The following is a 26997-nucleotide window of genomic DNA, read 5'->3' as shown; positions in this document are numbered from 1 at the left end:
GTGAGAACAGGCTGAGGGAGTCAACTCTCCCCAGTCTAGCTGCCTGAGGCTGCCGCAGAAGGTTTCAGAGCCTCTTCAAGCGCCTTGGAGGGATCGTCGGCGCCATAGCCGCTACCGCCCACCTCACTTGCCGATGGCTCTGGCGTTGGTGCGGCGCCTTCTTCGTTTGTGGCTTCTGCCTCGCCGGGCTGTGCTGCAAAGGGGTTGTCGCTTCCGTAGCTTTCGTTGTCCCGCAACGAGTCCATCATTTGAGAGCCGACGGCCTCCATATTGACGTCGACCTTCTTATCCAGGCTACCGGTTACCAGGCCTGGGAATGCAATCAGGACGCCGACCATCATCAACTGCATGATCAGGAAGGGGATCGCGCCCTTGTAGATTTGCATGGTTGTGACCGGGTCCATGATCTTGCCGGTCACGCGGTCAACATACTGCTTGTCGGGTGCTACCGAGCGCAAGAAGAAAAGGGCAAAACCGAACGGGGGGTGCAGGAAGGAGGTCTGCATATTGACCGCCAACAGCACGCCAAACCAGATGAGATCAATCCCCAGCTTATCGGCCACGGGCGCCAGCAATGGGACCACGATGAACGATAGCTCGAAGTAATCCAGAAAAAACGCCAGAAAGAAGATCATGATGTTGACCACCACCAGAAAGCCCACTTGGCCTCCTGGCAGATCAGACAACAAGTGCTCCACCCATTTGGGACCGTCGGCGGCTTGAAACACCAGGCCGAACACCGTGGCGCCAATCAGGATGAACATCACGAACGAAGCGAGCCGTGTCGTGGAGGCAAGTGCCTGGTTGAGCAAGGACCAGCTCATTCGGCCCCGCATCCAAGCCATCACAAGCGCACCAACCGCGCCCATTGCACCGCCTTCAGTTGGTGTGGCCACACCCAGAAAGATGGTGCCCAGGACCAGGAAAATCAGCAGCAGCGGGGGTATCAAAACGAAGGTGACGCGCTCTGCCAACTTCGAGAGCAAGCCCAGTTTGGTCACGCGGTTGAACACGGCGATGAGCCATGCCACCAGAACGCCACCGCACATGGCCACCACCACTTTTTCGTCAGTGGGTACGGATTCCACCAACTTACCTTCCCACCAGGTATGCACATCAGCCATATGGCTTGCCAAAAAGTACGACACCATGGTCGATATTCCCGCCAGCACAGCCAACGAAGAGTACCCGGCACTACCATCCGGCTCGCGCAAGGTTCGCGCTTCGGGTGGCAGAGCTGGCAAAACTTGTGGGCGGAATACCGCAAGAATCAGGATGTATATGACGTACAACCCCACGAGCATGAAAGCAGGGATGAAAGCGCCCTTGTACATGTCACCGACGCTCTTGCCGAGTTGATCGGCCATGATGATGAGAACCAGTGAGGGTGGGATGATCTGCGCCAGGGTGCCTGATGCGGCGATGACGCCACTTGCCAAACGACGGTCGTAGCCATAGCGCAGCATGATGGGCATGGAAATGAGGCCCATGGAGATCACGGAGGCTGCCACCACGCCCGTTGTTGCTGCGAGTAGCGCGCCCACGAAAACGACCGCCAACGCCAGCCCTCCGCGCATGGAGCCAAAGACCTGACCCACGGTATCCAGCAAATCCTCGGCCATTCCGCTTCGCTCAAGCACCAGTCCCATCAGGGTGAAAAAGGGTACCGCGAGCAGCGTGTCGTTGGCCATGATGCCTATCAGACGCTGCGGCAGCCAGGCAATCACGGAGGAGGGGAAAATCCCGAGCTCAATGCCCAGGAAACCGAAACACAGTCCACAGGCACCGAGGCTGAAGGCGACTGGGAAGCCAAGGAGCAAAAACAGAATAAGCCCCGTGAACATGATGGGGGCAAAGTTGGTGACGATGAAATCCATGAATCTCGCTCCTGCCGATCAGCGTGCCTGCGGGGCAGGGGTGGGGGTGCTGCCTTGCACCAAGGCCGCTTCTTTGCGAATGGCTTCCACACGCAGGGCTTCAGCTAATTCTTCTTCAGCGGATTTACTGGTCAACCTGCCCATGGGGTCGGGACCTTGGCCACGCAGGAAGGCGATCCGCTTGATCAATTCCGACCAGCCTTGCAGCATCAGCAAGGTGAAGCCGATCGGTATCGACAGCCATACGGGCCACCGAATCAAGCCGCCCGGGTTGCCGGAGATTTCTCCGGATTGGTACTTTTCTATCAGTAATGGCGTACATAGATAGATGGTTACCAGGCAAAGAGGCGTCAGGAAAAAAGCAAATCCAATGATGTCGATCCACACCTGCGTACGCTTGGATAGCCTGCTGTTGACTACGTCAATCCGCACGTGCTCGCGGTGTAATAGTGTGTAACCGGCAGCAACCAGAAACGACCACGCGAACAAATACCACTGCATTTCGAGATAACCGTTCGAGCTGTAGTTAAACACCTTGCGTACAACCGCGTTGAGCGCGCTGATGATCGTGGCAGCAAAAATCAGCCAGATGACAGCCTTCCCCACAAGGGCATTGAGGCCATCAATGGCTTTGGATAACTTGATAAGCGCTTGCATCGGGGTCTCCGGTTTCTGTGGCGCAATGTCTGGAAATGCCGAGCGTTTTATTGGTTGAACACGCTGGCGTGAAAAGTGGTGGCCGATTGTAATGACGGCGGCATGGCTCGCGTGAGCGGGGTATCCCTTGGAGCTTGGGTGCTCGTGAAGAAATTGCGAAGAACCTCTCGCACTTTCGATTATTTTGATCCTGGATTCCCCGAGGTTTACGGGAGTCGGCGGTCAATCCAGTATCGCCACCCCTTTAACCTGCGCGAAAACGCGCTGCCCTACTGCCAACTGGAGCATCGAAGCTGATTTGCGCGTCACACGCGCCAGCAACGTGGTGCCACCCGAATCCAGAGTGACCAAAGTCTGTGAAGTCCCGTCTTCTGTAAGTGATTTCACGACGGCTGGCAGTACGTTGAGTATGCTCGTGTCTGGCGCCGGTGAGAGCGTCAGACTCACATCGCGCGCCAGAATGCGCAGACGAAGGGATTCGCCAACTTGGCGTGGCCTGCTCCCTCCCACCGGGACGCACTGGATCATGCCGCCTCCAAAGCGCACTTGCAGCAGACCCCAATCGGTGTCGATGCCAGCCAGTTCACCCTCGATCACTGCACTGGCATTCTCACCAAGAGCGAATGGCAAATCAAGCCGGGTCAGCAGATTTCCGGTAGACCCGGCGGCCAGTACGCGACCGCTCTTGAGCAGGACAAGGTGCGCGGCCAGGCGTACTACCTCGTCCAGAGAATGGCTGACGTAAAGAATGGGTAACGCTAATTCACGCTGTAGACGTTCAAAGTAGGGTAGCAATTCCGTTTTTCGGGCCGCGTCCAAGGCTGCCAGGGGTTCGTCCATCAGCAACAAGCGTGGACTGGAGGCGAGTGCGCGGGCGATAGCCACGCGCTGCCTTTCACCGCCGGATAACTGGGCCGGTCTGCGGTAGAGCAGATGCCCAATTCCCAGCAGCTCAATGGCCTGATCGAGCGCAATCCGACGTTCGCTGGTCGGCACCCGCTTCAAACCGAAGTCCAGATTGCCTTGCACCGAAAGATGCGAAAAAAGACTCGCTTCCTGAAATACATATCCCAAGGGGCGCTTGTGAGTTGGGAGCCAAATACCGGCGCCATCGTCTTGCCAGGTGTCGCCGCCGACTCTCACCCGTCCCGGATCAGGGTGTTCCAGGCCTGCTATCGCGCGCAGGAGGGTGGTCTTACCGCAGCCAGAGGGACCGAAGAAGGCCGTCACGCCTTGGCCGGGCAGTTCCAAGTCGACATCCAGCGTAAAAGCCTCTGCAGTCACGCCAAAGCTGACACGAGCTCTTGCCTCCAAGGGCTCTGCGGCTGCAATCGACGCTGGATAATTCACGTGCGCTGCCCCTGCCGTGGTTGCACCCAATGCAAGGCCAACAACACCAGAAACGAGAACACAAGCATGCCGCCGGCCAACCAGTGCGCTTGGGTGTATTCGAGCGCTTCCACGTGATCGTAGATCTGCACGGAGATGACGCGGGTCTTGTCCGGAATATTGCCGCCTATCATCAGTACCACGCCGAATTCGCCTAGTGTGTGCGCGAAGCCCATGACCGCACCAGTCAGATAGCCGGGGCGCGCCAAGGGTAGGGCAACGTGCCAAAAGCGGTCGATGGGACTGGCGCGCAGGGTGGCGGCCGCTTCCAGAGGGCGGTCTCCGACGGACTCGAAGGCGTTAATGAGCGGCTGCACCACAAATGGCAGTGAATACACCATCGAGCCTAACAAGAGGCCCCAGAAGGTAAACGAAAGCAGACCCCAACCCATGGCTTGGGTAAATTGACCCAGAGGACCGTTGCTTCCCAGGCCCACCAAAAGGTAGAACCCCAAAACTGAGGGTGGCAACACCAAGGGCAGTGCGACCAGGGAGCGCACGGGTAAACGCCAGCGCGAGTGTCCACGCGCGATCCACCATGCCAGAGGGGTGCCCACCACCAGCAAAATTGCGGTCGTCAGAACCGACAGCTCAATAGAAAGCCGAATGGCGGAGATGCTGGTGGAATCAAGCATGGGCTCGATGATGCCTCACCTGAAAATCTCTTCCTGGCAGACTTCTGGAAACAAGGCGTTATTTCACTTCGTAGCCATAGCTTCGAATGAAATCTTTGGTACGTGGCGAGCGCAAAAGCTCCATCCATGCCTTGGCTGCAGGATTGGCCGCGGCGCGCTTGAGAATGACAGCCTCTTGAACGATAGCGGTGTGATACTTTGAAGGCACCACCCACATGGAGCCGCTTTTCAGCTTGCCACCGTCAAGCACTTGCGCCAATGCTACAAAGCCCAGCTCTGCGTTGCCCGTAGCGATGAAGTTATAGGTCTGACCGATGCTTTCGCCGGTGACCAGTTTGGGCTGCAGTGCGGTGGTGAGGCCCAGCTTTTCCATTGTTTCGACGGCCGCAGCACCATAAGGGGCCAGTTTGGCATTGGCAATGGCAATCTTGTTGAACCCACCTTTCTTGAGCACGGCGCCCTCGCCATCCACAAAACCAGGCTTGGCCGACCACAGTGCCAGTTGACCAATGGCGTAGGTGAATCGGGAGCCGGGGACGGTATCGCCTTCTTTCTCGAGCCTGGCTGGGCGCTCATCATCGGCAGCCAGGAGGATGTCAAAAGGCGCGCCATTTTTGATCTGGGTGTAGAAGGCACCCGTGGCACCGAAGGAGAGCTTGGCCTCATGCCCGGTGGTCTTGGCGAAGATCTCCGCGAGTGCCTTTGCGGGAGCAGTGAAATTGGCTGCCACTGCGATCTGCACAGACTCTGCATGGGAGAAAGCAGAGAACGCGAGAGCAGCGCTCAGGGTAAGCAAGCGGCGAAAGCTGGATCGCATAAAAACTCCTTGGACAAATTCTTGAAAATTTCGCTGAAACCAGAGGAATCGCGGGATAGCGTTATTCAGTAATTGAATAGCGAGTGTAATTCACTTGTAAGCTTGGCGAGAAAAACGGGAAATGAGCGTTTAGGTGTCAATCGCCGGTGCCCTTTGGCCGATGCAAAATAGAACCTATGAAGAAAAAGCCACTTTCAGCTTCTTCGATGGGTTACGCCCGGGCAGACAAACGCATTGAAATACTGCAATTGGTCGGTCTGCATGGCTCTATCTCGAAAGCTGCGCGCGCTGCGGGGGTTAGCTACAAAGCAGCGTGGCAGGCGATTCATACCCTCACCAATCTGGCTGGTGAATTGCTGGTGGACAGCAGCGTAGGAGGGGCCGGTGGTGGCGGAGCGCGGCTCACGCCCGCTGGCGTGCACTTGCTTGAGGCGGCAGGACAAATGGATGCCGCACGGCGTGATGTGTTCGAGCGAATCAACTCGCCCTCCCTCAATGCACTGACCGGGCCCCGCACCAGCATGCGCAACCATCTACCTTGCACTGTCGCGAGGCTGGAGAGCGCAGGAAGTCGAGATCCCATGGTGCACGCAGTGGTGGCGCTGCCAGGAGGGCATGAGCTGGTTTCCCTGGTGACTCGCGAAAGTGTCGAACTACTCTCGCTTGAACCAGGTCAGTCTATTTTGGCGCTTTGCAAAGCCACCGCTGTCCGTATTGAAACTTTAGATCCGGAGAATACTGGGCTACCCGCTAATCCCTTGCTGGGTAAGGTGTTGCGCGTGGCTCGGGGCGTTTCAACGGATGAGGTGGTCATCACGCTGGCTTCCGGCCAGCAGTTGGTGGGCTTTGCAGCACGTCCCAACCGTTTGCGGGTAGGGAGCAAAGCCAGGGCCTGGATTGAGGCGAGTGCCGTAGTGCTGGCACTGGGCTCTACTTTGCAATGATGAGCAATACTGACTTGAGGCCGGCAACGGTCATCAGCAGCGAGCCCGCCAAGTGCAGGATAACGGTACCCAAGGCTTGTGGATAGCGTTGTTGCAGCAGCATGTCGACCACTTCGGCGCTGAAGCTGGAAAAGGTGGTCAGAGCGCCCAGAAAGCCGGTTATCAAAGCCAGGCGCCACACAGGGTCTATCTCAGGGTGGTGATGAAAAATCGCCACGCAGATACCGATCAGATAGCCGCCTATCAGATTGGCCGCCAAGGTTCCCCAGGGCATCCAGGCGCCCGGCTGGTTCATCCAGAGGCCAAGCTGCCATCTCGCGAGAGCGCCTACGCAGGCGCCCAGGCAGATCGCGATGACGGCTTGCATGAGGGTTGGCCGCTCTCAGCGTTGGCAGCTTAAAACGGTGGATCTTCGTCGTCAGCCACCGGCTGGGCCAGTGCCTGATCGGAAGACGCCTGTGGTGCTGAAGCTGGGGGTGCCTTCGCCGGTGCAGCAGGCGCATTGACGTCAAGAGCGCCGGGCTCTGCTTCTCCGCCCAAGGCCTCGATCAGTTCTGGAATCAAAGCGCCGAGTTCACCGGTAGACAAGGCAACGTCCGCATCAAAACGGTCTTCGTCCTTATCTTTGGTGCCTTCCTCGAAAACCCCTTCCTGAAAGGCTATCTTTTTCAATTGAAGCGTTTGTGTGAGCGTAAAGCCCACTCGGCCTTGCCAGCCTAGCGCCAGCCGTGTGGGTAGCTTGCCTTCCCGGATGTGCTGGCGCACCTCGTCAGTGGCCAGATCATGCCGGCTGAACTTGACGACCGCCGGCTCTTCTCCGCTGCCTTTGAGTTCGCACTCGCGTTCAACATGAAATGCCTCGGGAAGCTCTTCCGCCGATTCCGCGGAAAGCCAGGTAGACATGGCTGCCTGTGGAGAGAGTTTGGTCTGGAGCAAGCTCACCGTGAAACCCTGGCCGGACACACGCGATAAGCTGCTGATGATCTCGTCAGCTTTGCCCTGCGCGCTGGCGTCGAGTACCAGCCAACGGTTTTCCGGGTCGATCCACAGGGTCACCTGGCCGATTCGCGGAAAGGCCTGTGGAAGGAGTGAGAGAAGCGCATCGTCGCGGAGATCCTTGGCTTCTTTCTTGCCTGGCTTGCGACCTGTGGTCTTCTCAATATGTTCTATGGCTTCTTGAGTCTTGCGCTTGACGGCCTCGCCGGGCACAGCTCTGGTTTCAATGGCCAACCTGGCGATCCATTGACCAGCTACTGTTTCCACCAAAGCACCATGCTCATGGCCACGGGGAGGTACCCAGCCGCTTGATTTTTGCTGCGTGGCGCCACACGCGACGAAAGGCTCTGCAGCCAGCGCTTCTTCGAGTTGCGCTGCCGTCTGGGGCCAAGCAGGGCCAAGGCGGTACAGCATCAGATTCTTGAACACGGGAAATCAACCTGTCATGAAACGGCCCCAATGGGCCCGGACCGGCATCTTAGCCAGAATATGGGTTGAACAAGGGACAAATGTGTCCTCTTGTCATGTGCTTACATTCCACGCTGGCAATTTTGCATAGATATCGTAGACACGTTCTTAAAGCTCTTCGATGCGACGCGGTGGAAAGCTATCCCAAGCCTGACAGCCTGGGCACTGCCAAAAATAAGCCTGGGCCTCGAATCCGCAGGCGGCACACCGGTAACGGGCCAGTGGCCGAGCGGCGTGGTCCAGTGATTGCTGGACGGTCGGGTGGGCCTGTTCGTGTGCAAAGGGCTCGTGGGCTAACCACCGAGCGGCAGCAATCAGAGATGGTTCCTGCTGCATGTGCCGTATGTACCACTGGCGGGCCTCTTCGGCGGGGGTACCGGCAGCCAACTCAGCTTGAACAATGGCTTCGGCGACGTCAAGAGAAGGAAATTCTTCATGGCTTTGCGTAAGCAGCGCAAGCGCTCGCTGGTTCTGTCCGCTGGCCTGGGCTGTGCGAAGCAATTCTGCGGCTACAAGCGGTAAGGCCTGGGGTGCATATTTCTGCACGCTTTCAAGTAGCTCGAAAGCCCCGGCTTGATCTCCCTGGCCGGCCAGCAGGGCGGCCAGCTGAATGCGTGGCCTGGCGGCTTGAGGCGCATCGTTGATGGCCTTTTGCAGCAGGGTGCGTGCGCTCGCAGGGTCTTTGGCGCGGACCAGAGCAGTCGCAGCCTGTTCACACAGATAGTGAGCAAGGCGGCTTGCGAAGTCACCATGTCCTGACTGCTGAAGCCGCTGTGCCGTTTCAGCCGCTTGCGGCCATTCACGAGAGCGTTCGTAGATAGCCAGCAAAGTAAGCCAAGCTTGTTCCTGAAAGCGTGTGCCGTCCAGCTTGCGCAGGGCATCTTCGGCCCTGTCGAGCAGACCGGCTTTCAGGAAATCAAGGGATAGCGCGTGTTGTGCGCGTTCACGGTCACTCTTGGCAAGGTCAGCACGTGAGAGCAAGTGTTCGTGGACGCGTACGGCGCGTTCATATTCGCCCCGGCGGCGAAACAGGTTGCCCAGCGCAAAATGCAACTCCGAGGTATCCGGGTCTTTCTGAACGGCTTCAATGAACGCATCAATAGCCTGATCCTGCTGCTCATTCAGCAGATGGTTCAGCCCCTTGAAATAGGCCTTGGGCGCCTGCCTGTTTTCTATACGAAGCTGGCGTAAGTCCAACCGCGAAGCCAGCCAGCCAAGCGCGAATGCGATCGGCAAGCCCAGCAACATCCAGGTGATATCAAATTCCATGCGGTGGAGAAGTTAGCGATGAGCTGTCTGCTCGGGTAGCGGCGCCGGTGGACGTCGCCACGGGTGCTGCATTGGCTACGGCAGTTGGCGGTGCAGAACGGGCTGCGGGGGCCGGGCGTTTCCACCAGCCAGGCAACATACCCAATACGCCAACGACCACGCCAAGCGCAAAGGCCGCCAGCACGATCAGCATCATGGGGCCGCGCCATTGATGACCGAACAGCAGGTGCACAGTGGCATCGTGCTGATTATTCAGCGCGAAAGCGAAGAGTGCAAAAAAAATGGCTGCCTTCAGTATCCACTTCAGCAGCCGGGTGAGCCTGATCATGACTAGTCTTCCTGAGCAGGAAAGATTCTATGCCATGAAAATGCTATTTAACCTTAAGCGTTATCTTCTGTATCGACGGACTGTGCTCCGATGGTTTCACGCAAGGCTTTGCCAGGCTTGAAATGCGGTACACGTCGCTCCGGAATTTGCACGCTTTCACCAGTACGCGGGTTGCGCCCCAGACGAGGTGCGCGGCGATTGATAGAGAAACTGCCAAACCCCCGGACTTCGATGCGGTGTCCGCGCGTAAGTGCGTCACTCATGGAATCCAGTATGGTCTTCACAGCCGCTTCTGCATCGCGGTGCGTCAGCTGGCCAAAACGCTCGGCCAGTAATTCAACAAGATCTGATCGAGTCATGTGTGATTCGGCGTCAGGACGCCAAAGTTGGCGTCCCGTTCGAATCAGCTCCCCCGTCTCTTCAACGAGCCCCGAACTTCAGCTTGCGGCTAAAGATGCGAAGCTACGTTGAAGGAAGCGCCGTTGGAGGCGCTTCGGGGGTGGGCTGATTACTTGTCGCTGGAGTCCAGTTTGGCGCGCAGCAGAGCGCCCAGGCTGGTGGTACCAGCATGCTCGCGAGAGGATTGCTGGCTCAGCGTTTGCATGGCTTCTTGTTGGTCGACAGCGTCTTTGGCTTTGACAGACAACTGGATGTTGCGTGTCTTGCGATCAACGTTCACGACCACAGCAGTCACTTCGTCGCCGACTTTCAGCACTTGGCTGGCATCTTCCACGCGGTCGCGGCTGATTTCGGAAACACGCAGGTAACCCAGAATGTCGTTGCCCAGATCGATCTCTGCGCCACGTGCATCCACAGTCTTGACCTTGCCGGAAACCACTTGACCTTTGTCGTTCACGGTCACAAAAGTGGTGAACGGGTCTTGGTCGAGCTGTTTGATGCCCAGGCTGATACGCTCGCGGTCGACATCGACGGCCAGAACGATAGCTTCGACTTCCTGGCCCTTTTTGTAGTTACGAACAGCGGCTTCGCCAGTTTCGTTCCAGGACAGGTCGGACAGGTGCACCAGACCGTCGATACCGGCAGCCAGACCCACGAACACGCCGAAGTCGGTGATCGACTTGATCGGGCCTTTGACGCGGTCGCCACGCTTGGTGTTTTGCGCGAACTCTTGCCATGGGTTGGCACGGCACTGTTTCATGCCCAGGGAGATGCGACGCTTGTCTTCGTCGATTTCCAGAACCATGATTTCGACTTCGTCACCCAGTGACACGATTTTGGAAGGAGCAACGTTCTTGTTGGTCCAGTCCATTTCGGACACGTGCACCAAGCCTTCGATGCCTGGCTCCAGCTCAACAAACGCGCCGTAGTCGGCGATGTTGGTGACCTTGCCGAACATGCGGGTGCCTTGTGGGTAGCGGCGGCTGACGCCCATCCATGGGTCATCACCCATTTGCTTGAGACCCAGGCTGACACGGTTTTTCTCGGTGTCGAACTTGAGGATCTTGGCGGTGATTTCTTGACCGGCAGTAACCACTTCGGAAGGGTGGCGAACACGGCGCCATGCCATGTCGGTGATGTGCAGCAGGCCGTCAATGCCACCCAGGTCGACGAATGCGCCGTACTCGGTGATGTTCTTGACCACGCCGTGAACGATGGCGCCTTCTTTCAGCGTTTCCATCAGCTTGGCGCGCTCTTCGCCCATGCTTGCCTCGACCACAGCACGGCGTGACAGCACGACGTTGTTGCGCTTGCGGTCCAGCTTGATGACCTTGAACTCCAGAGTTTTGTTCTCGTAGGGAGTCAGATCCTTGGTAGGACGTGTATCGACCAGCGAGCCTGGCAGGAAGGCACGGATGCCGTTGACCAGAACGGTGAGGCCGCCCTTGACTTTGCCGCTGGTAGTGCCAGTGACGAAATCGCCAGACTCGAGAGCTTTCTCGAGCGCCAGCCAGGAAGCCAGGCGCTTGGCGGTGTCACGGCTCAGAATGGTGTCGCCGTAGCCGTTTTCGATGGAGCCGATGGCCACAGGCACAAATGCACCTGGCTCGACTTCGACTTCGCCCTGGTCGTTCTTGAATTCTTCGATTGGAATGTAGGCTTCGGATTTCAGCCCAGCATTGACGACGACAAAGTTGTGTTCGACACGCACCACTTCAGCAGTGATGACTTCGCCTGGGCGCATTTCTGTGCGTTGCAGGGATTCTTCGAACAGGGCGGCAAAAGATTCGGACATTAAGTTTTCCTGAAATCCGCGAGCAGGATTTACGTTGGCGAAATTGCCAGCGTTTGTGAAGGCTACCTGCGGATGGGGTGCGGCAAATAACCGCGGTTAGGTTTTGAAAAACACCCAACTTGACTGCCACGCAAGGCGCGGCAGAAAAGCCGGTGGACTAAAAATGCAAGGCTCAGATGACTAAGAATCCAAACCGCGCACTGCTTGACGCGTGAGCTCACGCGAATCGGTCGACAGGCCAGATGCCCTGAAATCAGGTTGCAAAAGGCTGTCGCGCTTGCCACCAATCAAACACCTGATTGACCGAAGCTTCTATGGTCAAACTGGAGTTATCCAGCAGCAAAGCGTCTTGCGCAGGTTTCAAGGGCGCGGCTGAGCGGCTCTTATCCTGCTCGTCGCGCGCCTCCAAATCGGCGCGAAGGGTCGAAATTTTAACCTCAATTCCCTTGGAAATCAATTGCTTATGGCGTCGCTCGGCGCGCTGCGCGGCATCTGCGGTGAGATAAACCTTCAAGGGAGCCTGTGGGAAGATGACGGTGCCCATGTCTCGGCCGTCGGCCACCAGACCGGGAAGGCGTGCAAAGCTGCGCTGCAGATCTAATAGCGCTTGACGTACGCCTGGCAACGCTGAAACGCGCGAAGCATCCATTCCAGCGGCTTCTGTCCGGATGGCCTCGGTCACGTCTTGGCCCGCAAGCCAGATGTTTCCCGACTCAAAGCGAACCGGCAGTTTTCTCGCCATGTCGGCAATGAGCGCCTCGTGCGCGGCATCCAGCTCGAAATTCTGCTGACGGGCTGCAAATGCGGTCAGGCGGTAGAGCGCCCCGGAATCAAGGTAGTGATAGCCCAGCCGTTTGGCCAACTCGCCTGCCAGAGTGCCCTTGCCGGAGGCAGTGGGGCCGTCTATGCAGATGACGGGCACGGAAGCGGCCACTCTTGTCACCCCGAACAAAGTCTCAAAATACTCGGGAAACGTCTTCGCAACGCATTTGGGGTCTTCGATTCTGACCGGCAAGCCAGCGGGGTTGAACGCTGCAAGCGAACCACACATGGCCATGCGATGGTCGTCGTAGGTGTGAAGACTGGCTGCGCGCCAAGCTAGCGGCGGGGTGATACGAATGAAATCTGGGCCTTCTTGCACTTCGGCACCCAGTTTTCTGAGCTCTTTGGCCATGGCCGCAATGCGGTCCGTCTCCTTCACGCGCCAACTGGCAATATTGCGCAAAATGCTGGGACCGTCTGCGTAAAGAGCCATGACCGCGAGCGTCATGGCTGCATCTGGAATATGGTTGCAGTCGAGGTCAATGGCCTTGAGCGGCCAACTGCCACGTGAGACCTCAAGCCAGTTGGGCCCGCTCTTCGCTTGGGCGCCCATCAGCGCTGCCGCTTCCACGAAACGAATATCACCCTGAATCGACTCCTGGCCCACGCCCTCTATGCGCACACCTGTCTGGCCGCCGCTGGTGTCGGACGCGATCGCCCCCAGGGCGATAAAGTAGCTGGCAGACGAGGCATCGGCCTCGACGTGGATTTCTCCCGGAGATTGGTAGCGGCTACCCGCTGGGATGACGAAGCGCTGCCAGTCCTGGCGTTTGACCTCTATGCCAAAGCGCGCCATCAATTTGAGAGTGATTTCCACATAAGGGCGCGAAATCAACTCGCCGACGACCTCTATGACGATGTCGGAAGCACCAGTTCTGCCCGCCGCCAGGGGGAGGGCCAGGAGCAGGGCAGTTAGAAATTGGCTGGAAACATCGCCCCGCACAGGCACTGGAGCATCCAGCTTCAGGGTGGGCTCGCCAATGTGAAGAGGCGGAAATCCCGGTTGTCCGGTGTAGTCAATGTGGCACCCCAGGGCGCGCAGTGCATCCACGAGGTCACCAATGGGCCGCTCGTGCATGCGCGCAATGCCACTCAGTTCGTAGTCGCCACCCAAGACCGCCAATGCGGCGGTCAGGGGACGCATGGCCGTGCCTGCATTGCCAAGAAAGAGCTTGGCCTGACGCTGGGGTAGTTGGCCGCCAATCCCGTCTATGACAGCCCGCGTTCCCTCAAGTGCAACGCCACAGCCGAGTTGGCGCAGAGCCTGGAGCATGACCCGGGTGTCGTCAGAGTCGAGCAGGTCGTGGACCACCGTGGTGCCTTGGCAAAGCGCAGCCAGCAACAGAACGCGGTTCGAAATGCTTTTGGAGCCAGGAAGGCGCACGGTGCCGCTGGCCGCAGCCAAGGCGGGGATATCAAGGAACTCGGTGTCGAACACGTTGGGAACGAAGAGGTTAGTTTCAGAAGGTGTGAATGAATCCACCGTGCCCGAAAGGGCCATCGAAAGCCGCTCGATCAAGGCGCAAAGCACAGGCGTAGCTTGTGCTACGGCGAGCATTTGTGCGGCCGGCGTAGGCAACGCGGAGGGAGTGGTTTTCGAGGGTCAAGGCGGGCATGGAGGATTCGTTTACACCTTCTCAGTCTGAGGCGCCGGAAGCGAGGCGCCAATTGGCTCGGGTGAGGCTGGCGCGTGCAATCAGACGCTGCAAGTCTTCAGACTGCCCACCGTCGATGACTTTTTGAAGTACGCCCAGTTCGCGCTGGAAATGGCCCAGTTGCGCGGAAAGCTCTTCCCGGTTGGCAATCAGAATATCGCGCCACATTTCCGAGTCGCTCGCGGCAATGCGGCTGAAATCGCGAAACCCCGGACCTGCGAGTGAAAGAAACTGGGAGCCTTGTTCCTGGCTGGTGATGGCATTCATCAGTGCAAAGGCCAGCAAATGGGGAAGATGGCTGATGGCTGCGAATGCGGCGTCGTGCGTCTCAGGCGACATACGCACGACCGGGCAGCCTAGCCCACGCCAGAGAGCCTCTGCTTGCTCCAACTGGACAGTTCGTGTGCGTTCGATGGGCGTCAGAACCACTTGCCTGCCGGTGTAGAGGTCTGCGTCAGCATTCTCCACGCCAGATACTTCGCGACCGGTGGCCGGGTGGCATGGAACAAACACGCCAACGTCCTTCTTGAGGACCCGGCGTGCAGCGTCTACGACATCACGCTTTGTGGAGCCAACGTCCATGATCAGAACGTCAGGATTGATGAGGTGCCGGATGGCTTTGAGCGTCGACTCCGTCGCTGCCACAGGCACGGCCAGGAGCACCAGGTCTGCGCCTGATACCGCCAGCAATGCCGAGGGAGCTTCCACATCGATCACGCCGAGCTGGCGCGCGCGCTCCGTGGTTGAGGGCGATTTGCTGTAGCCGACGACACGGCGAACCAGGCCTGCGCGCTTCATGGCCAGGGCAAACGAGCCGCCCATGAGGCCGCACCCTATCAACCCTAATTGCTCAAACATCTTGGGCCAGCGGATAGGCGCCAAGCACCTTGTAGAAGGCACACAGTTGCTGCAATTCAGCCAGCGCCGCTGCTACATGAGGCTGAGCAGGATGGCCGGCGAGGTCAATGTAGAAATAGTATTCCCATTGGCCTGATTTGGCGGGCCGCGATTCAAAGCGGGTCATGCTGACGCCGTGCTTTTTCAGCGGGGTCAGCATGTCGTGTACCGAGCCGGGGGTATTGGGCACCGACACCACGATGCTGGTGCAGTCCTTGCCCGAAGCCTCAGGCATGCCCAAGGTCTGCGGCAGGCAGATCACGGCAAACCGGGTGCGGTTGTAGGCTTCATCCTGAATGGCGTGTGTCACGATGTGCAGGCCGAACTGCGCGGCAGCCCGCTCGCTGGCAATTCCTGCCCAGGCCGGATTGCCAGCCGCCAGACGAGCACCCTCCGCGTTGCTGGAGACGGCGCGGCGCTCTGCATTGGGCAGATGCGCGCTAAGCCACCCCTGGCACTGCATCAGTGCCTGCGGGTGTGCCATCACCACTTCAATGCCTTCCAAGCCAGGGGTTTGGCGCAGCAGGTTGTGCCGCACCAGCAGGCTGACTTCGCCCACGATATGGACAGGGGTGTGCCTGAATAGATCGAATGTCCGGGCGACCACACCTTCGGTGGAATTTTCAACCGCCACCACGCCGAACTGGGCGGTGCCTGCGGCGGTCGCGTGAAACACCTCATCAAAGGTGGCGCAATGAATCAAATTGGCAGCGCTGCCGAAGAACTCGACGGCGGCTTGCTCGGTGAACGTGCCTTCTGGTCCCAGCACCGCCACTCGCTGAGGTACTTCCAGTGCCAGGCAGGCGGACATGATCTCGCGCCAGATGGCCCCCACGTGCTGGTTCAGTAAGGGACCCGCATTGGCTCTCTGAATCTTGGCGATAACCTGCGCAACCCGGTCTGGGCGGAAAAACGGCGTGCCCTCATGGCGTTTGAGTTCGCCAACTTCCTCTGCAACCTTCGCACGCTGGTTCAGCAGCGAAAGCAATTGGGAGTCCAGGCTGTCGATCTGGACTCGCAAGCGGGCCAGGGCATCTGATTGCACAGGGGTCGAATTCATAGCGCTTGAGGCAAGGAGAGCTGAAACGGGCCGATCGTACACGGCAACGCCGCGCAAGCGTGAAAACACTTGCGCGGCGCGTGAAGCGAATTACGGGTAGTGCTTACTTCTTGGCACCAGCCGCTGGTGCGCTTGGCGCTGGCGCATTGACGATGCGATTGGCTGCGGCGTCGAACGATTTGGCGGCGTTCTCAACCGGTGTACGTGTGGCCTCGATCACTTTTTTGGCCCATGCATTGGTGGCATCTGAACCCAGGGCCTGGAATTTGGCCGCGGCAGGGGATTCAAGGTAGGCCACGATGGTCTTCAGCTCATCTTCCGAGAGTTTTTCCATCAGCATGGGGACCAAAGTGGCTTCGGCAGCCTTGGCGGTCTGGCCTTCAATGGCTTTTTGCGTGGTGTCAGCGAATTTTTTCAGTTCCACGTCCAGGCGGTCGCGCACTTCTTTCTGACGAGCAGGAGGCACGGTCTCGTCCAGGCGCTGGGACCAGGCAGCGATCACAGGTTGCACAGCACTGGCTGTCAACTGCTCAGCCAAGGCTCCGCTGTCGGATTTTTGTTGGATCTGCGAGACTTTTGCGGCCAAGGCGCGCTTGGCGTCGCTGCCTTGTGCCGCTGCGGGCAGGGCAAAGGCGCACGACAGCGCAAAAATGGCGGCGAGAGAGATTTGTGCCATGGGTTTTTTCAAGGTTTACTCCGGAGTGTTTTCTGAGGATTCGGATTCATCGGTAGCAGCCTCCTGAGCATCGTTTTCAACAATGCGTTGCAGGCCGCTGAGCTGTGCGCCGTCATCCAGCGATATGAGCGTCACGCCTTGCGTGGCGCGGCCCATTTCGCGAATTTCGGCGACTCGGGTACGTACGAGCACACCCTTGTCAGTGATCAACATGATCTCATCATCCACGCAAACCAGCGTGGCAGCCACCACTTTGCCGTTGCGCTCGCTCTGCTGAATGGCGATCATGCCTTTTGTGCCACGCCCGTGGCGTGTGTACTCTGTAATGTTGGTGCGCTTTCCGTAACCGTTCTCGGTAGCAGTTAAGACGCTGGTTCTTGCAGATGGTTCCGCATTTTCGTCACCAGTCTCGGCGACGGCTACCAACATGGCAATGGCTCGCTGGGTTTCATCCAGTTGCATGCCACGTACACCGCGCGCGTTTCGGCCCATAGGGCGAACGTCATTTTCATCGAAACGCACGGCCTTGCCGCCGTCGGAGAACAGCATCACGTCATGTGCACCGTCGGTCAGGGCGGCACCAATCAGAAAGTCCCCTTCATCCAGGTCCACTGCAATGATGCCCGCCTTGCGGGGATTGCTGAACTCGGAGAGCGCGGTCTTTTTCACGGTGCCCATAGAAGTGCCCATGAAGATATAGCGATTGTCCGGGAAGCTGCGCGCTTCTCCCGTCAGCGGAAGCACGACGTTGATCTTTTCACCCTCGGCCAGCGGGAACATATTGACGATAGGCCGTCCGCGTGACCCACGAGAGCCGGAGGGCACTTCCCAGACCTTGAGCCAGTACAAGCGTCCACGATTGGAGAAGCACAAAATATAGTCGTGCGTATTGGCGATGAAGAGTTGATCGATCCAGTCATCTTCCTTGGTTGCCGTGGCCTGCTTGCCTCGGCCGCCTCGTTTTTGCGCACGGTATTCGTTGAGAGGTTGGCTCTTGATATAGCCGGTGTGGCTGAGCGTGACCACCATGTCGGTAGGCGTGATCAGATCCTCGGTGGCCAGATCCTGCGCGTTGTGTTCAACGATGGAGCGACGTGCGCCTTCTTTCGTTTGCCCGAACTCGGTTTTCAGGGCGGTGAGCTCGTCTGTAATGATGGTGGAAACGCGGCCAGGTTTGGCAAGAATATCGAGCAGATCTTCGATGACGCTCATCACCTCTTTGTATTCAACAACAATCTTGTCCTGCTCAAGGCCCGTCAAGCGTTGCAGGCGCATCTGCAGAATCTCTTGCGCCTGTGTATCAGAGAGGCGATACATCCCGTCGGTCTGCAGGCCGTAATCGCGCTCCAAGCCCTCGGGGCGGTAATCATCTGCACTGATCGTGGCACCGTCTTCCCGTGTGCGGGTGAGCATTTCGCGCACCAGCTTGCTGTCCCAGCTGCGAGTCATCAGCTCGGCCTTGGCGACGGGCGGCGTAGGGGCGTTGCGGATGATGCGGATGAATTCGTCGATATTCCCTAGCGCCACGGCCAGGCCTTCGAGCACGTGGCCACGTTCTCGGGCCTTACGCAAATCAAACACTGTGCGGCGAGTCACCACCTCGCGGCGGTGTTGCAGGAACACCTGCAGCAGCTCTTTCAGGTTGCACAGCTTGGGCTGGCCGTCCACCAGCGCCACCATGTTGATGCCGAAGGTATCTTGCAGCTGAGTCTGTTTGTACAGATTGTTCAGCACGACCTCAGGCACTTCACCCCGCTTGAGTTCGATCACCAGGCGCATGCCTGACTTGTCCGACTCATCCTGGATGTGGCTGATGCCTTCGAGCTTTTTCTCGTGCACCAGTTCGGCCATGCGCTCCTGCAGGGTCTTCTTATTGACCTGGTAGGGGATCTCGTCGATCACGATGCACTGGCGCTGACCCTTGTCGATGTCCTCGAAGTGAGCCTTGGCGCGCATGACCACTCGGCCACGACCCGTGCGGTAGCCGTCCTTCACGCCATTGATGCCGTGGATAATGCCGCCGGTCGGAAAATCAGGTGCCGGAATGATCTCCATCAGCTCGTCAATCGTCGCCTCTGGCTGATGCAGCAAATGAAGGCAGGCGTCCACCACCTCATTCAGGTTATGCGGCGGAATGTTGGTCGCCATACCCACTGCAATGCCCCCGGAGCCGTTGATCAGCAGGGCGGGCAGCCGCGTAGGCAAAACTGTGGGCTCGAGTTCCTTGCCGTCATAGTTAGGCACCATGTCGACGGTTTGCTTGTCGATGTCGGCCAGGATTTCGGAGGCGATCTTCTCCAGTCGGCACTCCGTATAACGGTAGGCCGCCGCGTTGTCGCCATCAATGGAGCCAAAGTTGCCCTGACCGTCGATCAGCGTGTGGCGCAGGGAGAAATCCTGTGCCATGCGAACCAGCGCTTCATAAGTGGCGGAGTCTCCGTGGGGGTGAAAGCGGCCCAGAACGTCTCCTACGACGCGCGCGCACTTCACATAGGGCCGGTTCCAGACGTTATTGGCCTCGTGCATGGAGAAAAGCACCCGCCGGTGGACAGGTTTGAGGCCGTCACGCGCATCAGGCAGTGCGCGGCCCACGATCACGCTCATGGCGTAATCGAGGTAACTCCGCCGCATCTCCTCTTCAAGGCTGATGGGGAGTGTCTCTTTGGCGAATGATGTCATATTTAATTGGACCGGGCCGTGCTATGCGCGAAAGGCGTTGATTCTAGGCTCATTGTGCTGTCGCACCAAAGCAACATATCGATTGAAATCCACGTGTGTCAGACCGCTAGGGCGCTCGTTCTGGGGCGATTGCGCGATCTCGTGTGGCACAATCGTCTCAACGTTTTTGGTGGTGGTCACTTGAAGCGTCCGATTTTTCGCAGCCCGGCTGCGGTTTTTTTCCCATGAGGAGAACCATGAAGAAACTGAACAAAGTAGCGATCATGTTCGCTGTTGCAACCGTGGCTGGTTCCGCCTTCGCTGCCGGCTCAACGATCAATTCTGCTAACTGGCGCAATGCTCACGGCAACCTGATCTGGAAGAACGGCACAAACGAACTGTGCTGGCGTGATGCCAACTGGACACCTGCTACCGCTGCCCCTGGCTGCGATGGCGCGCTGCAACCAGCTGCTGCTCCAGCACCGGCTCCAGCTGCTGCACCAGCACCAGCACCAGCTGCTGCTCCAGCCGCTGCTCCAGCTCCAGCACCAGCTCCTGCTCCAGTAGCAGCCAGCAAAGTGACCTACGCTGCTGATGCATTCTTTGACTTCGACAAGTCTGTGCTCAAGCCAGAAGGCCGCGCCAAGCTTGACGACCTGATCGGTAAAGTCAAAGGCATCAACCTGGAAGTCATCATCGCTGTTGGTCACACCGACTCCGTGGGCTCCAACGCTTACAACCAGCGCCTGTCGGTGCGTCGTGCTGAAGCTGTGAAGGCCTACTTGGTCTCCAAAGGCATCGAGCGCAACCGCATCTACACTGAAGGCAAAGGCGAAACTCAGCCAGTGGCTGACAACCGCACTGCCGAAGGCCGCGCTAAGAACCGCCGCGTGGAAATCGAAGTCGTCGGTACACGCGCTAACTAATCTTCGAGAACGGTCCGCCGTTCTTACAAGATTTCAAGAAGCCTTGGGAGCTATCTGCTCCCAAGGCTTTTTTCATGTTTGCTTCAAACTTATATGGCGCTGAGAACTCTGCCTCGTTTGCCAAACTAGAAAATGCTGTTGATCAGTCCTTTTTTTTGGATATCTGCCACGCTTTTGGCCGCGGCAGAGCCTAAAGTGGGCTGCCCTCCGCCCTATAAAGAACAAGATGCGAAGGCCCAAACCACGGTCATGGTGGTGCTTTCACCTCGAATGCCCTACGCATTGCAAGAGTGGCGGCGAATGAAGAAGGCCGCCCAAGACGCCGGTTATCAGGTAACAGGCCTTAGAGACCCCCGCGTGCCTCTGGCTGAATGGAAAGAGGCCGTGCAAGCCAGTAAGGACACGGAACTCCTAAACATGCCTGCGATCAATGAAATCCAGGCCACCGCGTTTGGCGCCCTCAATCACATTCCCTCCAGCCTCGTTATTCACTGTGGAAAGACACATCCCTGGCCCATCCTGGGCGTCATGCCAGACGCTGCCTGGCTAGAAGTGTTGCACTCCCGCACTGCGCAATTGGAAGCAACCGCATGCTGTTGAACGATTTGTTGCAGCCGAAACCATGGGGTTGCCACCTTTTGAAAGCTTTTGTTTTATTGACGGGGTTCTCAGCTCCGGCGGTATGGGCCCAAAGTGGTGACGCATGCATTCCTTCCTTGGCCTACTATCCGCTCGATGCCCGCGAAGTTGGAGCTGATTCCAATGGATTGCCTGCATTGGGAACCTATGAGCGTATCAGCCCCGACGGGCGCTTTATTCTGAGATCGTATTCCGGCGCGCAACTAGGCAAGGTCAGCCTGATGGAGTTGCCGGCAGGAGACAAGGGCGCTGTCAAAGCTTACAGAACGCCATTTTCGAACGAGGCTTTTCCTGTTCAAGGGAGTTGGCGTTACCTGGTCGATATTTCAGGCGAGCATTACCGCTTCTCGGACGTGCTGGCCAAGCAGACAGAGGCGCGCCCCCTGTTCAAGGGGGGAATGACTGGCTTTTACGCGGCCGCTTCGGAATTGTCGCCTGCCACTGCCACTGCCACTGCCACTGCCACTGCCACTGCCACTGCCAACGGGGCCGCCGTGGAAGGCCACTCAGCACCTATCTATATACGTTCCTTGAGTTGGCCCCAAGATGCCAATTCAGACAATCAAGGCGTGGGGCCCCTTCAGTTGACCACCCTGGAAATCAAGGATGACGGGCGCTCGGCCCGGATTGCACGCACCACCGGCGCTCAATTCATCTGCCAAAACCGCCAATCGACCGATGGCAACGTCTATGCGCTGCCTATGATTTCGGTCGATGGATACGAGTTTTCCGCAATACCACAGATACCTGCCTCGGGCCAGCCCTCCATGCGGGTCTACGGCCTTGCGAAAGATCCAATGAGCAAGGATCAAGCTTGCGATTCGCGTGCAGATCTTGGTTTTTCGCCCAGCAAGGCCGTTTTCGGTTTCCCAGGAGCAGAAGGCCAACCGGCCTGGCTCACCTACAGCGATGTCGGCCACGTCTACGTATTTGATAGATCGTTGCGCCTGACCATCCCTCTGGAACATGCTCGCCACCGCGTGCTGGCCAGCGCGTTCCCAGGGCTCACGCGTGATGGCAGAGTCGTCTATGCAGCAACCTGGCGCGATTGTGCGGATACCGCCAGTTGCCCTGAGAAAACCGGCTATGTGGTGGCCGACCCCTATCAGAGCCAGGCGTACAAAGCCTATTGGAGTGCTCGAAATGAGCCGGCACCCAAAGCTTGTATCACCCATAAAGATGTGGATCGAGAGCGATCAGCGTTTGCGCGAATGCATCAGCTCAAGCCCTGAAAAGCGCGCCGCACAGACCTGTTTGTAGCCAGTGGCAGGAGGCGGTGGGTGCATGGGACAATGTCCGGTATGACTCAAGCAAACGTCGACCCAGCTGAGCTGGAAAAATTCTCTTCACTGGCGCATCGTTGGTGGGATTTGGAAGGGGAATTTGCTCCGTTGCACCAAATCAACCCGCTGCGCCTTGGCTGGATTGATGGCTTGTGCCCACTTAAAGGTGCACGCGTGGTGGATGTCGGCTGCGGCGGCGGAATTCTGGCTGACTCCATGGCTCGCAAGGGGGCGCACGTATTGGGAGTCGATCTGGCTGATAAGTCGCTGAAGGTGGCTCAGTTGCACGCGCTTGAGGCCCAAACCCCCAACATTGAATACCGTTCTGTCGCCGCGGAGGCCCTGGCAGCAGAGAGTCCTGCTCAATTCGATGTGGTGACATGCATGGAGATGCTGGAACACGTTCCGGACCCTGAGTCCATCGTGCGGGCCTGTGCCACTTTGGTCAAGCCGGGGGGATGGGTGTTTTTCTCCACCATCAACCGCAACCCCAAGTCCTTCCTCATGGCCATCATCGGCGCCGAATATGTCCTGAACCTGGTGCCACGTGGCACGCACGAATACGCCAGGCTGATTCGCCCCAGCGAACTCTCCCGCTTTTGCCGCGATGCGGCGTTGACACCTGCAAACAGCCGCGGCCTGGAATACAACCCCATCACCCGCCGCTATTCACTGACAGCAGACACCAGCGTGAACTACATGCTGGCCACGCGCCGCGTAGCGGAGGGAGCGTAGTTATGGCGGCCTTTGACGGCGTTCGCTGCGTCCTGTTTGATCTGGATGGAACCTTGATCGACAGCGCACCTGATCTTGGTTTGGCTGCAGATGAAATGCGCATAGCCCGCGGCATGCCATCTTTGCCACTGGACTTGTACCGCTGCGTGGCTGGTTCAGGCGCCCGGGGCATGCTGAGTGTTGCGTTCGGGTTGACGCCTGCCGATGAGGCCTACGGGGCCATGCGAGAGGAATTCCTCAACAACTACGAACGCCGCATGACCCGCAACACCTCTATTTTTGATGGTGTTCCCGAACTGCTGGGCACTTTGAGTACGCGTCAGGTGACCTGGGGTGTGGTCACCAACAAAGGTGAGCGATTTACCTATCCCCTGACGGCGACCATGCCACTTTTCACGGGCGCTGCCACCATTGTTTGCGGGGACACCACGCCGCATGCCAAACCCCACCCTGAACCGATTCTGGAGGCCATGCGCCGTACCGGTTTCGAGGCAAAAGAGTGCATTTATGTAGGCGATGATGCGCGCGACATCGTCGCAGGAAAGGCTGCGGGCGTACGCACCGTGGCCGCGCACTATGGCTATTTGGGAGCCGATGCTGACGTCACTTTGTGGAAAGCTGATGCCATCATCACGCATCCTGAAGAGTTGTTGTCATTGCTCTCTTGAAATTTCAGGAATAGGCTTAAAATAGGTCCTACACGGGGCTGCATTGGTTTCGACGTGGGTTGGAATCGCAGTGGTGCATGTCGAGCTGAGTGCGCTCGTAAAACAGATTCAAACAAACTAACTGCAAACGACGAACGTTTCGCACTCGCCGCTTAATTAGCGACGAGCCTCGCAACAGCAGGCCGATGGGCTGGGCAAGGGGGTCGCAAGACCTCCCGGCTGCGAGGATAACTACATGGGCTGGCTTGTATCCGGGTGCCTTGGATGCAAGTGAGATTCAAGGGTACTGGCCGTTCGGATAGCGTGCGCCTGCGCGATCCGAATAGCGAGATTTAAATCAGAACGCTAAACATGTAGATCTGCGCGAGGAAGGTTTGCGGACGGGGGTTCAAATCCCCCCAGCTCCACCATTACAACGTCTAAAGGCGTTCACTGACATCCGGTGAACGCCTTTTTTCTTGGGCGCATACCTGTGGGTGTAAGCCCTGCTGCGAGCTGGCCATCATCGCCGCCGAATGCCGATGGATGAAAGCCGCGCCTGCTGACTATGCGGAGCCAATAAGCTCCTGAACCCTGCGTACGCCCAGCAGCAGCGCGACGTGTGGAAACCAGTGAGCGAGCATGACGAAATCGTTCGTGCCGAGATTGCATCCACGCCCCGATTGCGCCTGTCCTCGAACTGAACTTTGCTTGATTACGAGGGAAGGCACATGATCGACTTCGGTTTTGTCGAGCAAAAAAGGGAGGCTCTGGCAACGCCGATGCGCCAGTCATAGAAGCACTGTAGTTGAAATTTAACCCGGGCATTATTGACAAGATAATTTAGCCCGGATATTATTCGCTCATCCAATTCAAGGGCGACCTCACTGTGATTGATACCGCTACTCCTTCCTACACCAGCTTCAACGGCCACAAGCGCATTGCCTCTGGCAGCTTGCCGATCAATGCATTAGCTGTGAAACACGGCGCGGCAAAGTTCCGCCAACAGCCCTCAGCTTGGACGACCGACGTTCGCGATGACGCCAGGTACCTGGCTTATCCGCTGCCGTTGGTAGAAGTGCCATCGCTTGCGCAGTGACTCATTTGAGATAAAAAGGATTAATGATGACAAACAGGAAAATGCAGAAACAACAGTATCTGGAGACGAAAACCCGAGCAGGCGTATATGCGATCCGTAACCAGATCACGGGCCGGGCATTGGTTGCAGGAAGTACGAACGTTCAAGGCACACTTAACCGGCATCGTTTTGAACTGCAGCATGGACAGCATCGCAATGCGAGGCTTGCGCAGGACTGGGTCAAGCATGGAGAGAGCAACTTTCTCTTCGACGTGCTCGACATGGTCAAACCGAGCGAAGATCCAGCGTTTAACGCCGCACGAGAATTGGAAATGCTAGTTAGCCTGTGGCGCCAGGAAATCCCTTGTGTCGGCGAATTCGGTTACGACCAACTCCGGAACGAACCTCGATGAATACGAATCTTGGTTTCTGTTTGGCGCTGCACCGTGCCCACGCCAGCCTGCAATTCAAGCTCGATGATGAGTTGGGCATACACCATGGCATCAGTTTCAATGATTTTGCGCTACTGAATTTGCTCGCGCAAGCGGACGGTGGTCGGGTCAGCATTCCGGAACTCGTGCGTCCGCTTGGTCAGCCCCAATCGTCGGTGCTGCGTCAGTTGATCATGCTCGAAAAGATTGGCCTTGTGGTGCGCGAAGGTGCGACTGGATTCCGTCAGGCCGTCCTTCGCCCAGCCGGGCTTGCGTTGGTGAACTCGGCACGCGAGACTGCCGATAGTATTTGCACCGAAGCCGTCGAATCAATCGCTCCCTCAGCAGTTGAGATGGTTTCCGCCGCACTGGTAACACTTGCATGCACGCCAACCTTAGCACTCTCATGAGCAAAGCTATCGCGAAAATCTACCGGGCACGCAGCGACTTGCACAGCCTGGTGGTGTGTGAAAGGGGTGTGGTCGACACCGTTCCCGTCAACGAGCACATCCACGCTAACTTGTATCGAAGTCTTGAGGAGAATCACTGTGCCCATGGAACTGCTGGCCGAGATTGAACAAGGAGTTTCCATTGAAGGTCTCAGACATGTCTAAGATAGATAAGTTGAGAGTGCTGAATGCAGCAGTCATCTTCTGGTGGAGTTGCCAGACATTGGCGTGGAAGAGCCTCAGCAGACGGCTCTCGTACTCGGGTTGACTCCCGCAGGGCGTACCGCTCTGGCGGGTTACCACGGTTCAAGGTAGCTTCGGACTTGCGGCACCACGCATATTCTTCTCCGCCTCGTCTGGACTCACGTATCGATTGCACATGAGCCCATTGGGCAGCAGAATACTCGCGGGGGTTTGTAGAAAGTACGACGAAATCTCCTATATTAGGTTGGCATGAAAACCATCAGCGCATACCACGATTCAAGCGTCTTTGATCTGCTTGTAGGGATGCTCTCAAGTCACTGTTGGGCGAAGTAAGTTGCTCGGAACTCGATAGTTTTCGCTAATACCAGGAGGGTGGAGACTGCCCCGGTCGGCTAAAAGCTACGTTCTAAGCGGTGCTTTCGACTATTTGCGGCCGCGCTGGCTTTTGCTGTACCTGGGGTTCCCTATCCCTGACTGCCGTTTGAGCACTGCCGCCGCTCAGTGCCTCCTGGCGTCCTGTATGAGTTGCGCCACGGCCTCCGGCTGTTCACGGTGCACCCAGTGACCCGCTTGCGGGATATGGACGGTACGACCATTCACAAACCTCTTGGCCATATGCTTCAACATCTCTTGGGTGAAGAAGCGATCTTCCGTCGTGACTACCGTTACGTCGCATGCAATAGTTGACGGGCTTCGCCCGGCAGGGTGGCCACCGGTCCATGCTGTCAACTGCTGGTACAGCAGTTCAGGCTCCAGTTGGGCACTGGCGTTGACCAGGAGATCGATGTCCGCTTCGCTCAAATTAACGGACATTGCTGCACGGACGGCTCTGGCGCGTTGCAGGTTTGGCTCGAGAAATCCGCTCTGAAAGCGGGACATGGTGGCTTCGTCCAGTGGTACGCCTGCGAGGGGTGCAGGCGTGAGCAGAATCAGCTCGCCGATATTTACCTTGGCGCGTTCGGTGATTAACTCTGCGATTGCTCCACCCATGCTATGGCCTACCAAAATCCAGGGATAGCTGCCAGGAGTCTGCACTCCTCGGATGGCTTGTTCGACCTGTTCGCAGAATTGCTCAAGCAGCGTGGCAGAGTCTGCTGATGCTCTCGACGGAGTTTTTGCCAACTGAACAGAATGCACGCAGAGATGCGCGGCGGTGGGTGCACCGTTTTGGCATGCGGCATTGAGGACGCTGATCAACGGTTGCCAGATGGCCGCAGTGTCGTTGTAGCCGTGAATTAGCATGACAGGTTGAGTCATGTACCG

At 57.7% G+C, this 26997-nt stretch carries 27 protein-coding genes and 1 other RNA gene; 11 read left to right on the top strand and 17 right to left on the bottom strand.

The genetic code is table 11. From position 1 onward, the window contains the following. Positions 1-35 precede the first annotated feature (35 nt). From ABIE13_RS19645 to modA, 5 genes are all read right to left on the bottom strand, one after another. Positions 36-1877, bottom strand: a complete 1842-nt coding sequence (locus ABIE13_RS19645) for a TRAP transporter large permease (protein WP_354446576.1) — start codon at positions 1875-1877, stop codon at positions 36-38. An 18-nt stretch (positions 1878-1895) separates the two neighbouring features. Further along, on the bottom strand, positions 1896-2534 hold the full coding sequence (locus ABIE13_RS19640) for a TRAP transporter small permease subunit (RefSeq protein WP_354446575.1): 639 nt from the start codon (positions 2532-2534) through the stop codon (positions 1896-1898). Positions 2535-2756: 222 nt separating this feature from the next. Then, complete coding sequence (modC, locus tag ABIE13_RS19635) at positions 2757-3848, bottom strand: molybdenum ABC transporter ATP-binding protein (RefSeq protein ID WP_354447140.1); 1092 nt, start codon at positions 3846-3848, stop codon at positions 2757-2759. 32 nt (positions 3849-3880) lie between these two features. Further along, positions 3881-4558, bottom strand: coding sequence for a molybdate ABC transporter permease subunit (gene modB / locus ABIE13_RS19630; protein ID WP_354446573.1), 678 nt, complete (start codon positions 4556-4558; stop codon positions 3881-3883). A gap of 58 nt (positions 4559-4616) precedes the next feature. Then, a complete protein-coding gene (gene modA / locus ABIE13_RS19625) occupies positions 4617-5375 on the bottom strand; it encodes a molybdate ABC transporter substrate-binding protein (RefSeq protein ID WP_354446571.1) in 759 nt (252 codons plus the stop codon). 176 nt (positions 5376-5551) lie between these two features. Here modA and ABIE13_RS19620 point away from each other — a divergent pair, with 176 nt between their 5' ends. Further along, positions 5552-6319: a TOBE domain-containing protein gene (locus ABIE13_RS19620; RefSeq protein WP_354446569.1), complete on the top strand. Its 768-nt coding sequence runs from the start codon at positions 5552-5554 to the stop codon at positions 6317-6319. Here ABIE13_RS19620 and crcB read toward each other — a convergent pair. The 11 genes from crcB to gyrA form a co-directional block, all read right to left on the bottom strand. Further along, entirely contained in the window at positions 6306-6686 is a 381-nt protein-coding gene (gene crcB / locus ABIE13_RS19615) for a fluoride efflux transporter CrcB (RefSeq protein WP_354446567.1), read from the bottom strand. The two genes, ABIE13_RS19620 and crcB, sit on opposite strands and share 14 nt — an antisense overlap. A 29-nt stretch (positions 6687-6715) precedes the next feature. After that, on the bottom strand, positions 6716-7744 hold the full coding sequence (locus ABIE13_RS19610) for a recombination-associated protein RdgC (RefSeq protein WP_354446565.1): 1029 nt from the start codon (positions 7742-7744) through the stop codon (positions 6716-6718). A gap of 147 nt (positions 7745-7891) precedes the next feature. Continuing rightward, positions 7892-9052 (bottom strand): lipopolysaccharide assembly protein LapB, encoded by a 1161-nt coding sequence (gene lapB / locus ABIE13_RS19605; protein ID WP_354446563.1) that lies wholly within the window; start codon positions 9050-9052, stop codon positions 7892-7894. Further along, positions 9042-9380, bottom strand: coding sequence for a LapA family protein (locus tag ABIE13_RS19600; RefSeq protein ID WP_354446561.1), 339 nt, complete (start codon positions 9378-9380; stop codon positions 9042-9044). Before ABIE13_RS19600 ends, lapB begins: the two co-directional genes overlap by 11 nt. 53 nt (positions 9381-9433) lie before the next feature. After that, entirely contained in the window at positions 9434-9784 is a 351-nt protein-coding gene (locus tag ABIE13_RS19595; RefSeq protein ID WP_354447138.1) for an integration host factor subunit beta, read from the bottom strand. 104 nt (positions 9785-9888) lie between these two features. Next, positions 9889-11574 carry a 30S ribosomal protein S1 gene (gene rpsA / locus ABIE13_RS19590; protein WP_354446559.1) on the bottom strand — a complete coding sequence of 562 codons (1686 nt, stop codon included), beginning with the start codon at positions 11572-11574 and terminating at the stop codon, positions 9889-9891. Between the two features lie 253 nt (positions 11575-11827). Beyond that, positions 11828-13834 (bottom strand): bifunctional 3-phosphoshikimate 1-carboxyvinyltransferase/cytidylate kinase, encoded by a 2007-nt coding sequence (locus ABIE13_RS19585; RefSeq protein ID WP_354447136.1) that lies wholly within the window; start codon positions 13832-13834, stop codon positions 11828-11830. A gap of 199 nt (positions 13835-14033) precedes the next feature. Beyond that, positions 14034-14909, bottom strand: coding sequence for a prephenate dehydrogenase (locus ABIE13_RS19580; RefSeq protein WP_354446557.1), 876 nt, complete (start codon positions 14907-14909; stop codon positions 14034-14036). Then, a complete protein-coding gene (gene pheA, locus ABIE13_RS19575; protein ID WP_354446555.1) occupies positions 14902-16008 on the bottom strand; it encodes a prephenate dehydratase in 1107 nt (368 codons plus the stop codon). Before pheA ends, ABIE13_RS19580 begins: the two co-directional genes overlap by 8 nt. Before the next feature lie 103 nt (positions 16009-16111). Then, a complete protein-coding gene (locus ABIE13_RS19570) occupies positions 16112-16684 on the bottom strand; it encodes a DUF2059 domain-containing protein (RefSeq protein WP_354446553.1) in 573 nt (190 codons plus the stop codon). Positions 16685-16699: 15 nt separating this feature from the next. Then, entirely contained in the window at positions 16700-19363 is a 2664-nt protein-coding gene (gene gyrA, locus ABIE13_RS19565) for a DNA gyrase subunit A (protein WP_354446551.1), read from the bottom strand. A 236-nt stretch (positions 19364-19599) separates the two neighbouring features. Here gyrA and ompA point away from each other — a divergent pair, with 236 nt between their 5' ends. From ompA to ABIE13_RS19515, 10 genes are all read left to right on the top strand, one after another. Beyond that, a complete protein-coding gene (ompA, locus tag ABIE13_RS19560; protein ID WP_354446549.1) occupies positions 19600-20268 on the top strand; it encodes an outer membrane protein OmpA in 669 nt (222 codons plus the stop codon). A 138-nt stretch (positions 20269-20406) separates the two neighbouring features. Continuing rightward, positions 20407-20868: a hypothetical protein gene (locus tag ABIE13_RS19555; protein WP_354446547.1), complete on the top strand. Its 462-nt coding sequence runs from the start codon at positions 20407-20409 to the stop codon at positions 20866-20868. After that, positions 20859-22139: a hypothetical protein gene (locus ABIE13_RS19550; RefSeq protein WP_354446545.1), complete on the top strand. Its 1281-nt coding sequence runs from the start codon at positions 20859-20861 to the stop codon at positions 22137-22139. Before ABIE13_RS19555 ends, ABIE13_RS19550 begins: the two co-directional genes overlap by 10 nt. A 69-nt stretch (positions 22140-22208) precedes the next feature. Continuing rightward, positions 22209-22925 carry a bifunctional 2-polyprenyl-6-hydroxyphenol methylase/3-demethylubiquinol 3-O-methyltransferase UbiG gene (gene ubiG, locus ABIE13_RS19545; RefSeq protein ID WP_436278447.1) on the top strand — a complete coding sequence of 239 codons (717 nt, stop codon included), beginning with the start codon at positions 22209-22211 and terminating at the stop codon, positions 22923-22925. A gap of 2 nt (positions 22926-22927) precedes the next feature. Then, on the top strand, positions 22928-23593 hold the full coding sequence (locus ABIE13_RS19540) for an HAD family hydrolase (protein WP_354446543.1): 666 nt from the start codon (positions 22928-22930) through the stop codon (positions 23591-23593). A gap of 34 nt (positions 23594-23627) precedes the next feature. After that, positions 23628-24003, top strand: a transfer-messenger RNA (tmRNA) gene (gene ssrA, locus ABIE13_RS19535). Positions 24004-24461: 458 nt separating this feature from the next. Beyond that, positions 24462-24671 carry a hypothetical protein gene (locus tag ABIE13_RS19530; protein ID WP_354446541.1) on the top strand — a complete coding sequence of 70 codons (210 nt, stop codon included), beginning with the start codon at positions 24462-24464 and terminating at the stop codon, positions 24669-24671. Positions 24672-24712: 41 nt separating this feature from the next. After that, entirely contained in the window at positions 24713-25063 is a 351-nt protein-coding gene (locus ABIE13_RS19525) for a GIY-YIG nuclease family protein (RefSeq protein ID WP_354446539.1), read from the top strand. Further along, complete coding sequence (locus ABIE13_RS19520) at positions 25060-25491, top strand: MarR family winged helix-turn-helix transcriptional regulator (RefSeq protein ID WP_354446537.1); 432 nt, start codon at positions 25060-25062, stop codon at positions 25489-25491. The genes ABIE13_RS19525 and ABIE13_RS19520 overlap by 4 nt, the downstream gene beginning before the upstream one ends. After that, positions 25488-25658: a hypothetical protein gene (locus tag ABIE13_RS19515; protein WP_354446535.1), complete on the top strand. Its 171-nt coding sequence runs from the start codon at positions 25488-25490 to the stop codon at positions 25656-25658. Before ABIE13_RS19520 ends, ABIE13_RS19515 begins: the two co-directional genes overlap by 4 nt. A 574-nt stretch (positions 25659-26232) precedes the next feature. Here the strand turns inward: ABIE13_RS19515 and ABIE13_RS19510 are convergent. Next, positions 26233-26991 (bottom strand): alpha/beta fold hydrolase, encoded by a 759-nt coding sequence (locus tag ABIE13_RS19510; protein ID WP_354446533.1) that lies wholly within the window; start codon positions 26989-26991, stop codon positions 26233-26235. Positions 26992-26997 lie beyond the last annotated feature (6 nt).

The sequence above is a fragment of the Ottowia thiooxydans genome (genome assembly GCF_040548795.1).
Taxonomy (GTDB): Bacteria; Pseudomonadota; Gammaproteobacteria; order Burkholderiales; family Burkholderiaceae_C; genus Ottowia; species Ottowia thiooxydans_A.
This window is presented reverse-complemented; position numbering and strand designations above follow the sequence as displayed.

Excerpts from the sequence above, each read along its gene's own strand:
- ABIE13_RS19510 (WP_354446533.1), bottom strand. The coding sequence starts at position 26,991 with ATGACTCAACCTGTCATGCTAATTCACGGCTACAACGACACTGCGGCC.
- rpsA (WP_354446559.1), bottom strand. The coding sequence starts at position 11,574 with ATGTCCGAATCTTTTGCCGCCCTGTTCGAAGAATCCCTGCAACGCACA.
- ubiG (WP_436278447.1), top strand. The coding sequence starts at position 22,209 with ATGACTCAAGCAAACGTCGACCCAGCTGAGCTGGAAAAATTCTCTTCA.
- ABIE13_RS19640 (WP_354446575.1), bottom strand. The coding sequence starts at position 2,534 with ATGCAAGCGCTTATCAAGTTATCCAAAGCCATTGATGGCCTCAATGCC.
- gyrA (WP_354446551.1), bottom strand. The coding sequence starts at position 19,363 with ATGACATCATTCGCCAAAGAGACACTCCCCATCAGCCTTGAAGAGGAG.
- ABIE13_RS19525 (WP_354446539.1), top strand. The coding sequence starts at position 24,713 with ATGCAGAAACAACAGTATCTGGAGACGAAAACCCGAGCAGGCGTATAT.
- ABIE13_RS19520 (WP_354446537.1), top strand. The coding sequence starts at position 25,060 with ATGAATACGAATCTTGGTTTCTGTTTGGCGCTGCACCGTGCCCACGCC.
- ABIE13_RS19515 (WP_354446535.1), top strand. The coding sequence starts at position 25,488 with ATGAGCAAAGCTATCGCGAAAATCTACCGGGCACGCAGCGACTTGCAC.
- ABIE13_RS19540 (WP_354446543.1), top strand. The coding sequence starts at position 22,928 with ATGGCGGCCTTTGACGGCGTTCGCTGCGTCCTGTTTGATCTGGATGGA.
- ABIE13_RS19550 (WP_354446545.1), top strand. The coding sequence starts at position 20,859 with ATGCTGTTGAACGATTTGTTGCAGCCGAAACCATGGGGTTGCCACCTT.
- crcB (WP_354446567.1), bottom strand. The coding sequence starts at position 6,686 with ATGCAAGCCGTCATCGCGATCTGCCTGGGCGCCTGCGTAGGCGCTCTC.
- ABIE13_RS19600 (WP_354446561.1), bottom strand. The coding sequence starts at position 9,380 with ATGATCAGGCTCACCCGGCTGCTGAAGTGGATACTGAAGGCAGCCATT.
- ABIE13_RS19570 (WP_354446553.1), bottom strand. The coding sequence starts at position 16,684 with ATGGCACAAATCTCTCTCGCCGCCATTTTTGCGCTGTCGTGCGCCTTT.
- ABIE13_RS19580 (WP_354446557.1), bottom strand. The coding sequence starts at position 14,909 with ATGTTTGAGCAATTAGGGTTGATAGGGTGCGGCCTCATGGGCGGCTCG.
- ABIE13_RS19620 (WP_354446569.1), top strand. The coding sequence starts at position 5,552 with ATGAAGAAAAAGCCACTTTCAGCTTCTTCGATGGGTTACGCCCGGGCA.
- ompA (WP_354446549.1), top strand. The coding sequence starts at position 19,600 with ATGAAGAAACTGAACAAAGTAGCGATCATGTTCGCTGTTGCAACCGTG.
- modA (WP_354446571.1), bottom strand. The coding sequence starts at position 5,375 with ATGCGATCCAGCTTTCGCCGCTTGCTTACCCTGAGCGCTGCTCTCGCG.
- pheA (WP_354446555.1), bottom strand. The coding sequence starts at position 16,008 with ATGAATTCGACCCCTGTGCAATCAGATGCCCTGGCCCGCTTGCGAGTC.
- ABIE13_RS19645 (WP_354446576.1), bottom strand. The coding sequence starts at position 1,877 with ATGGATTTCATCGTCACCAACTTTGCCCCCATCATGTTCACGGGGCTT.
- lapB (WP_354446563.1), bottom strand. The coding sequence starts at position 9,052 with ATGGAATTTGATATCACCTGGATGTTGCTGGGCTTGCCGATCGCATTC.
- modB (WP_354446573.1), bottom strand. The coding sequence starts at position 4,558 with ATGCTTGATTCCACCAGCATCTCCGCCATTCGGCTTTCTATTGAGCTG.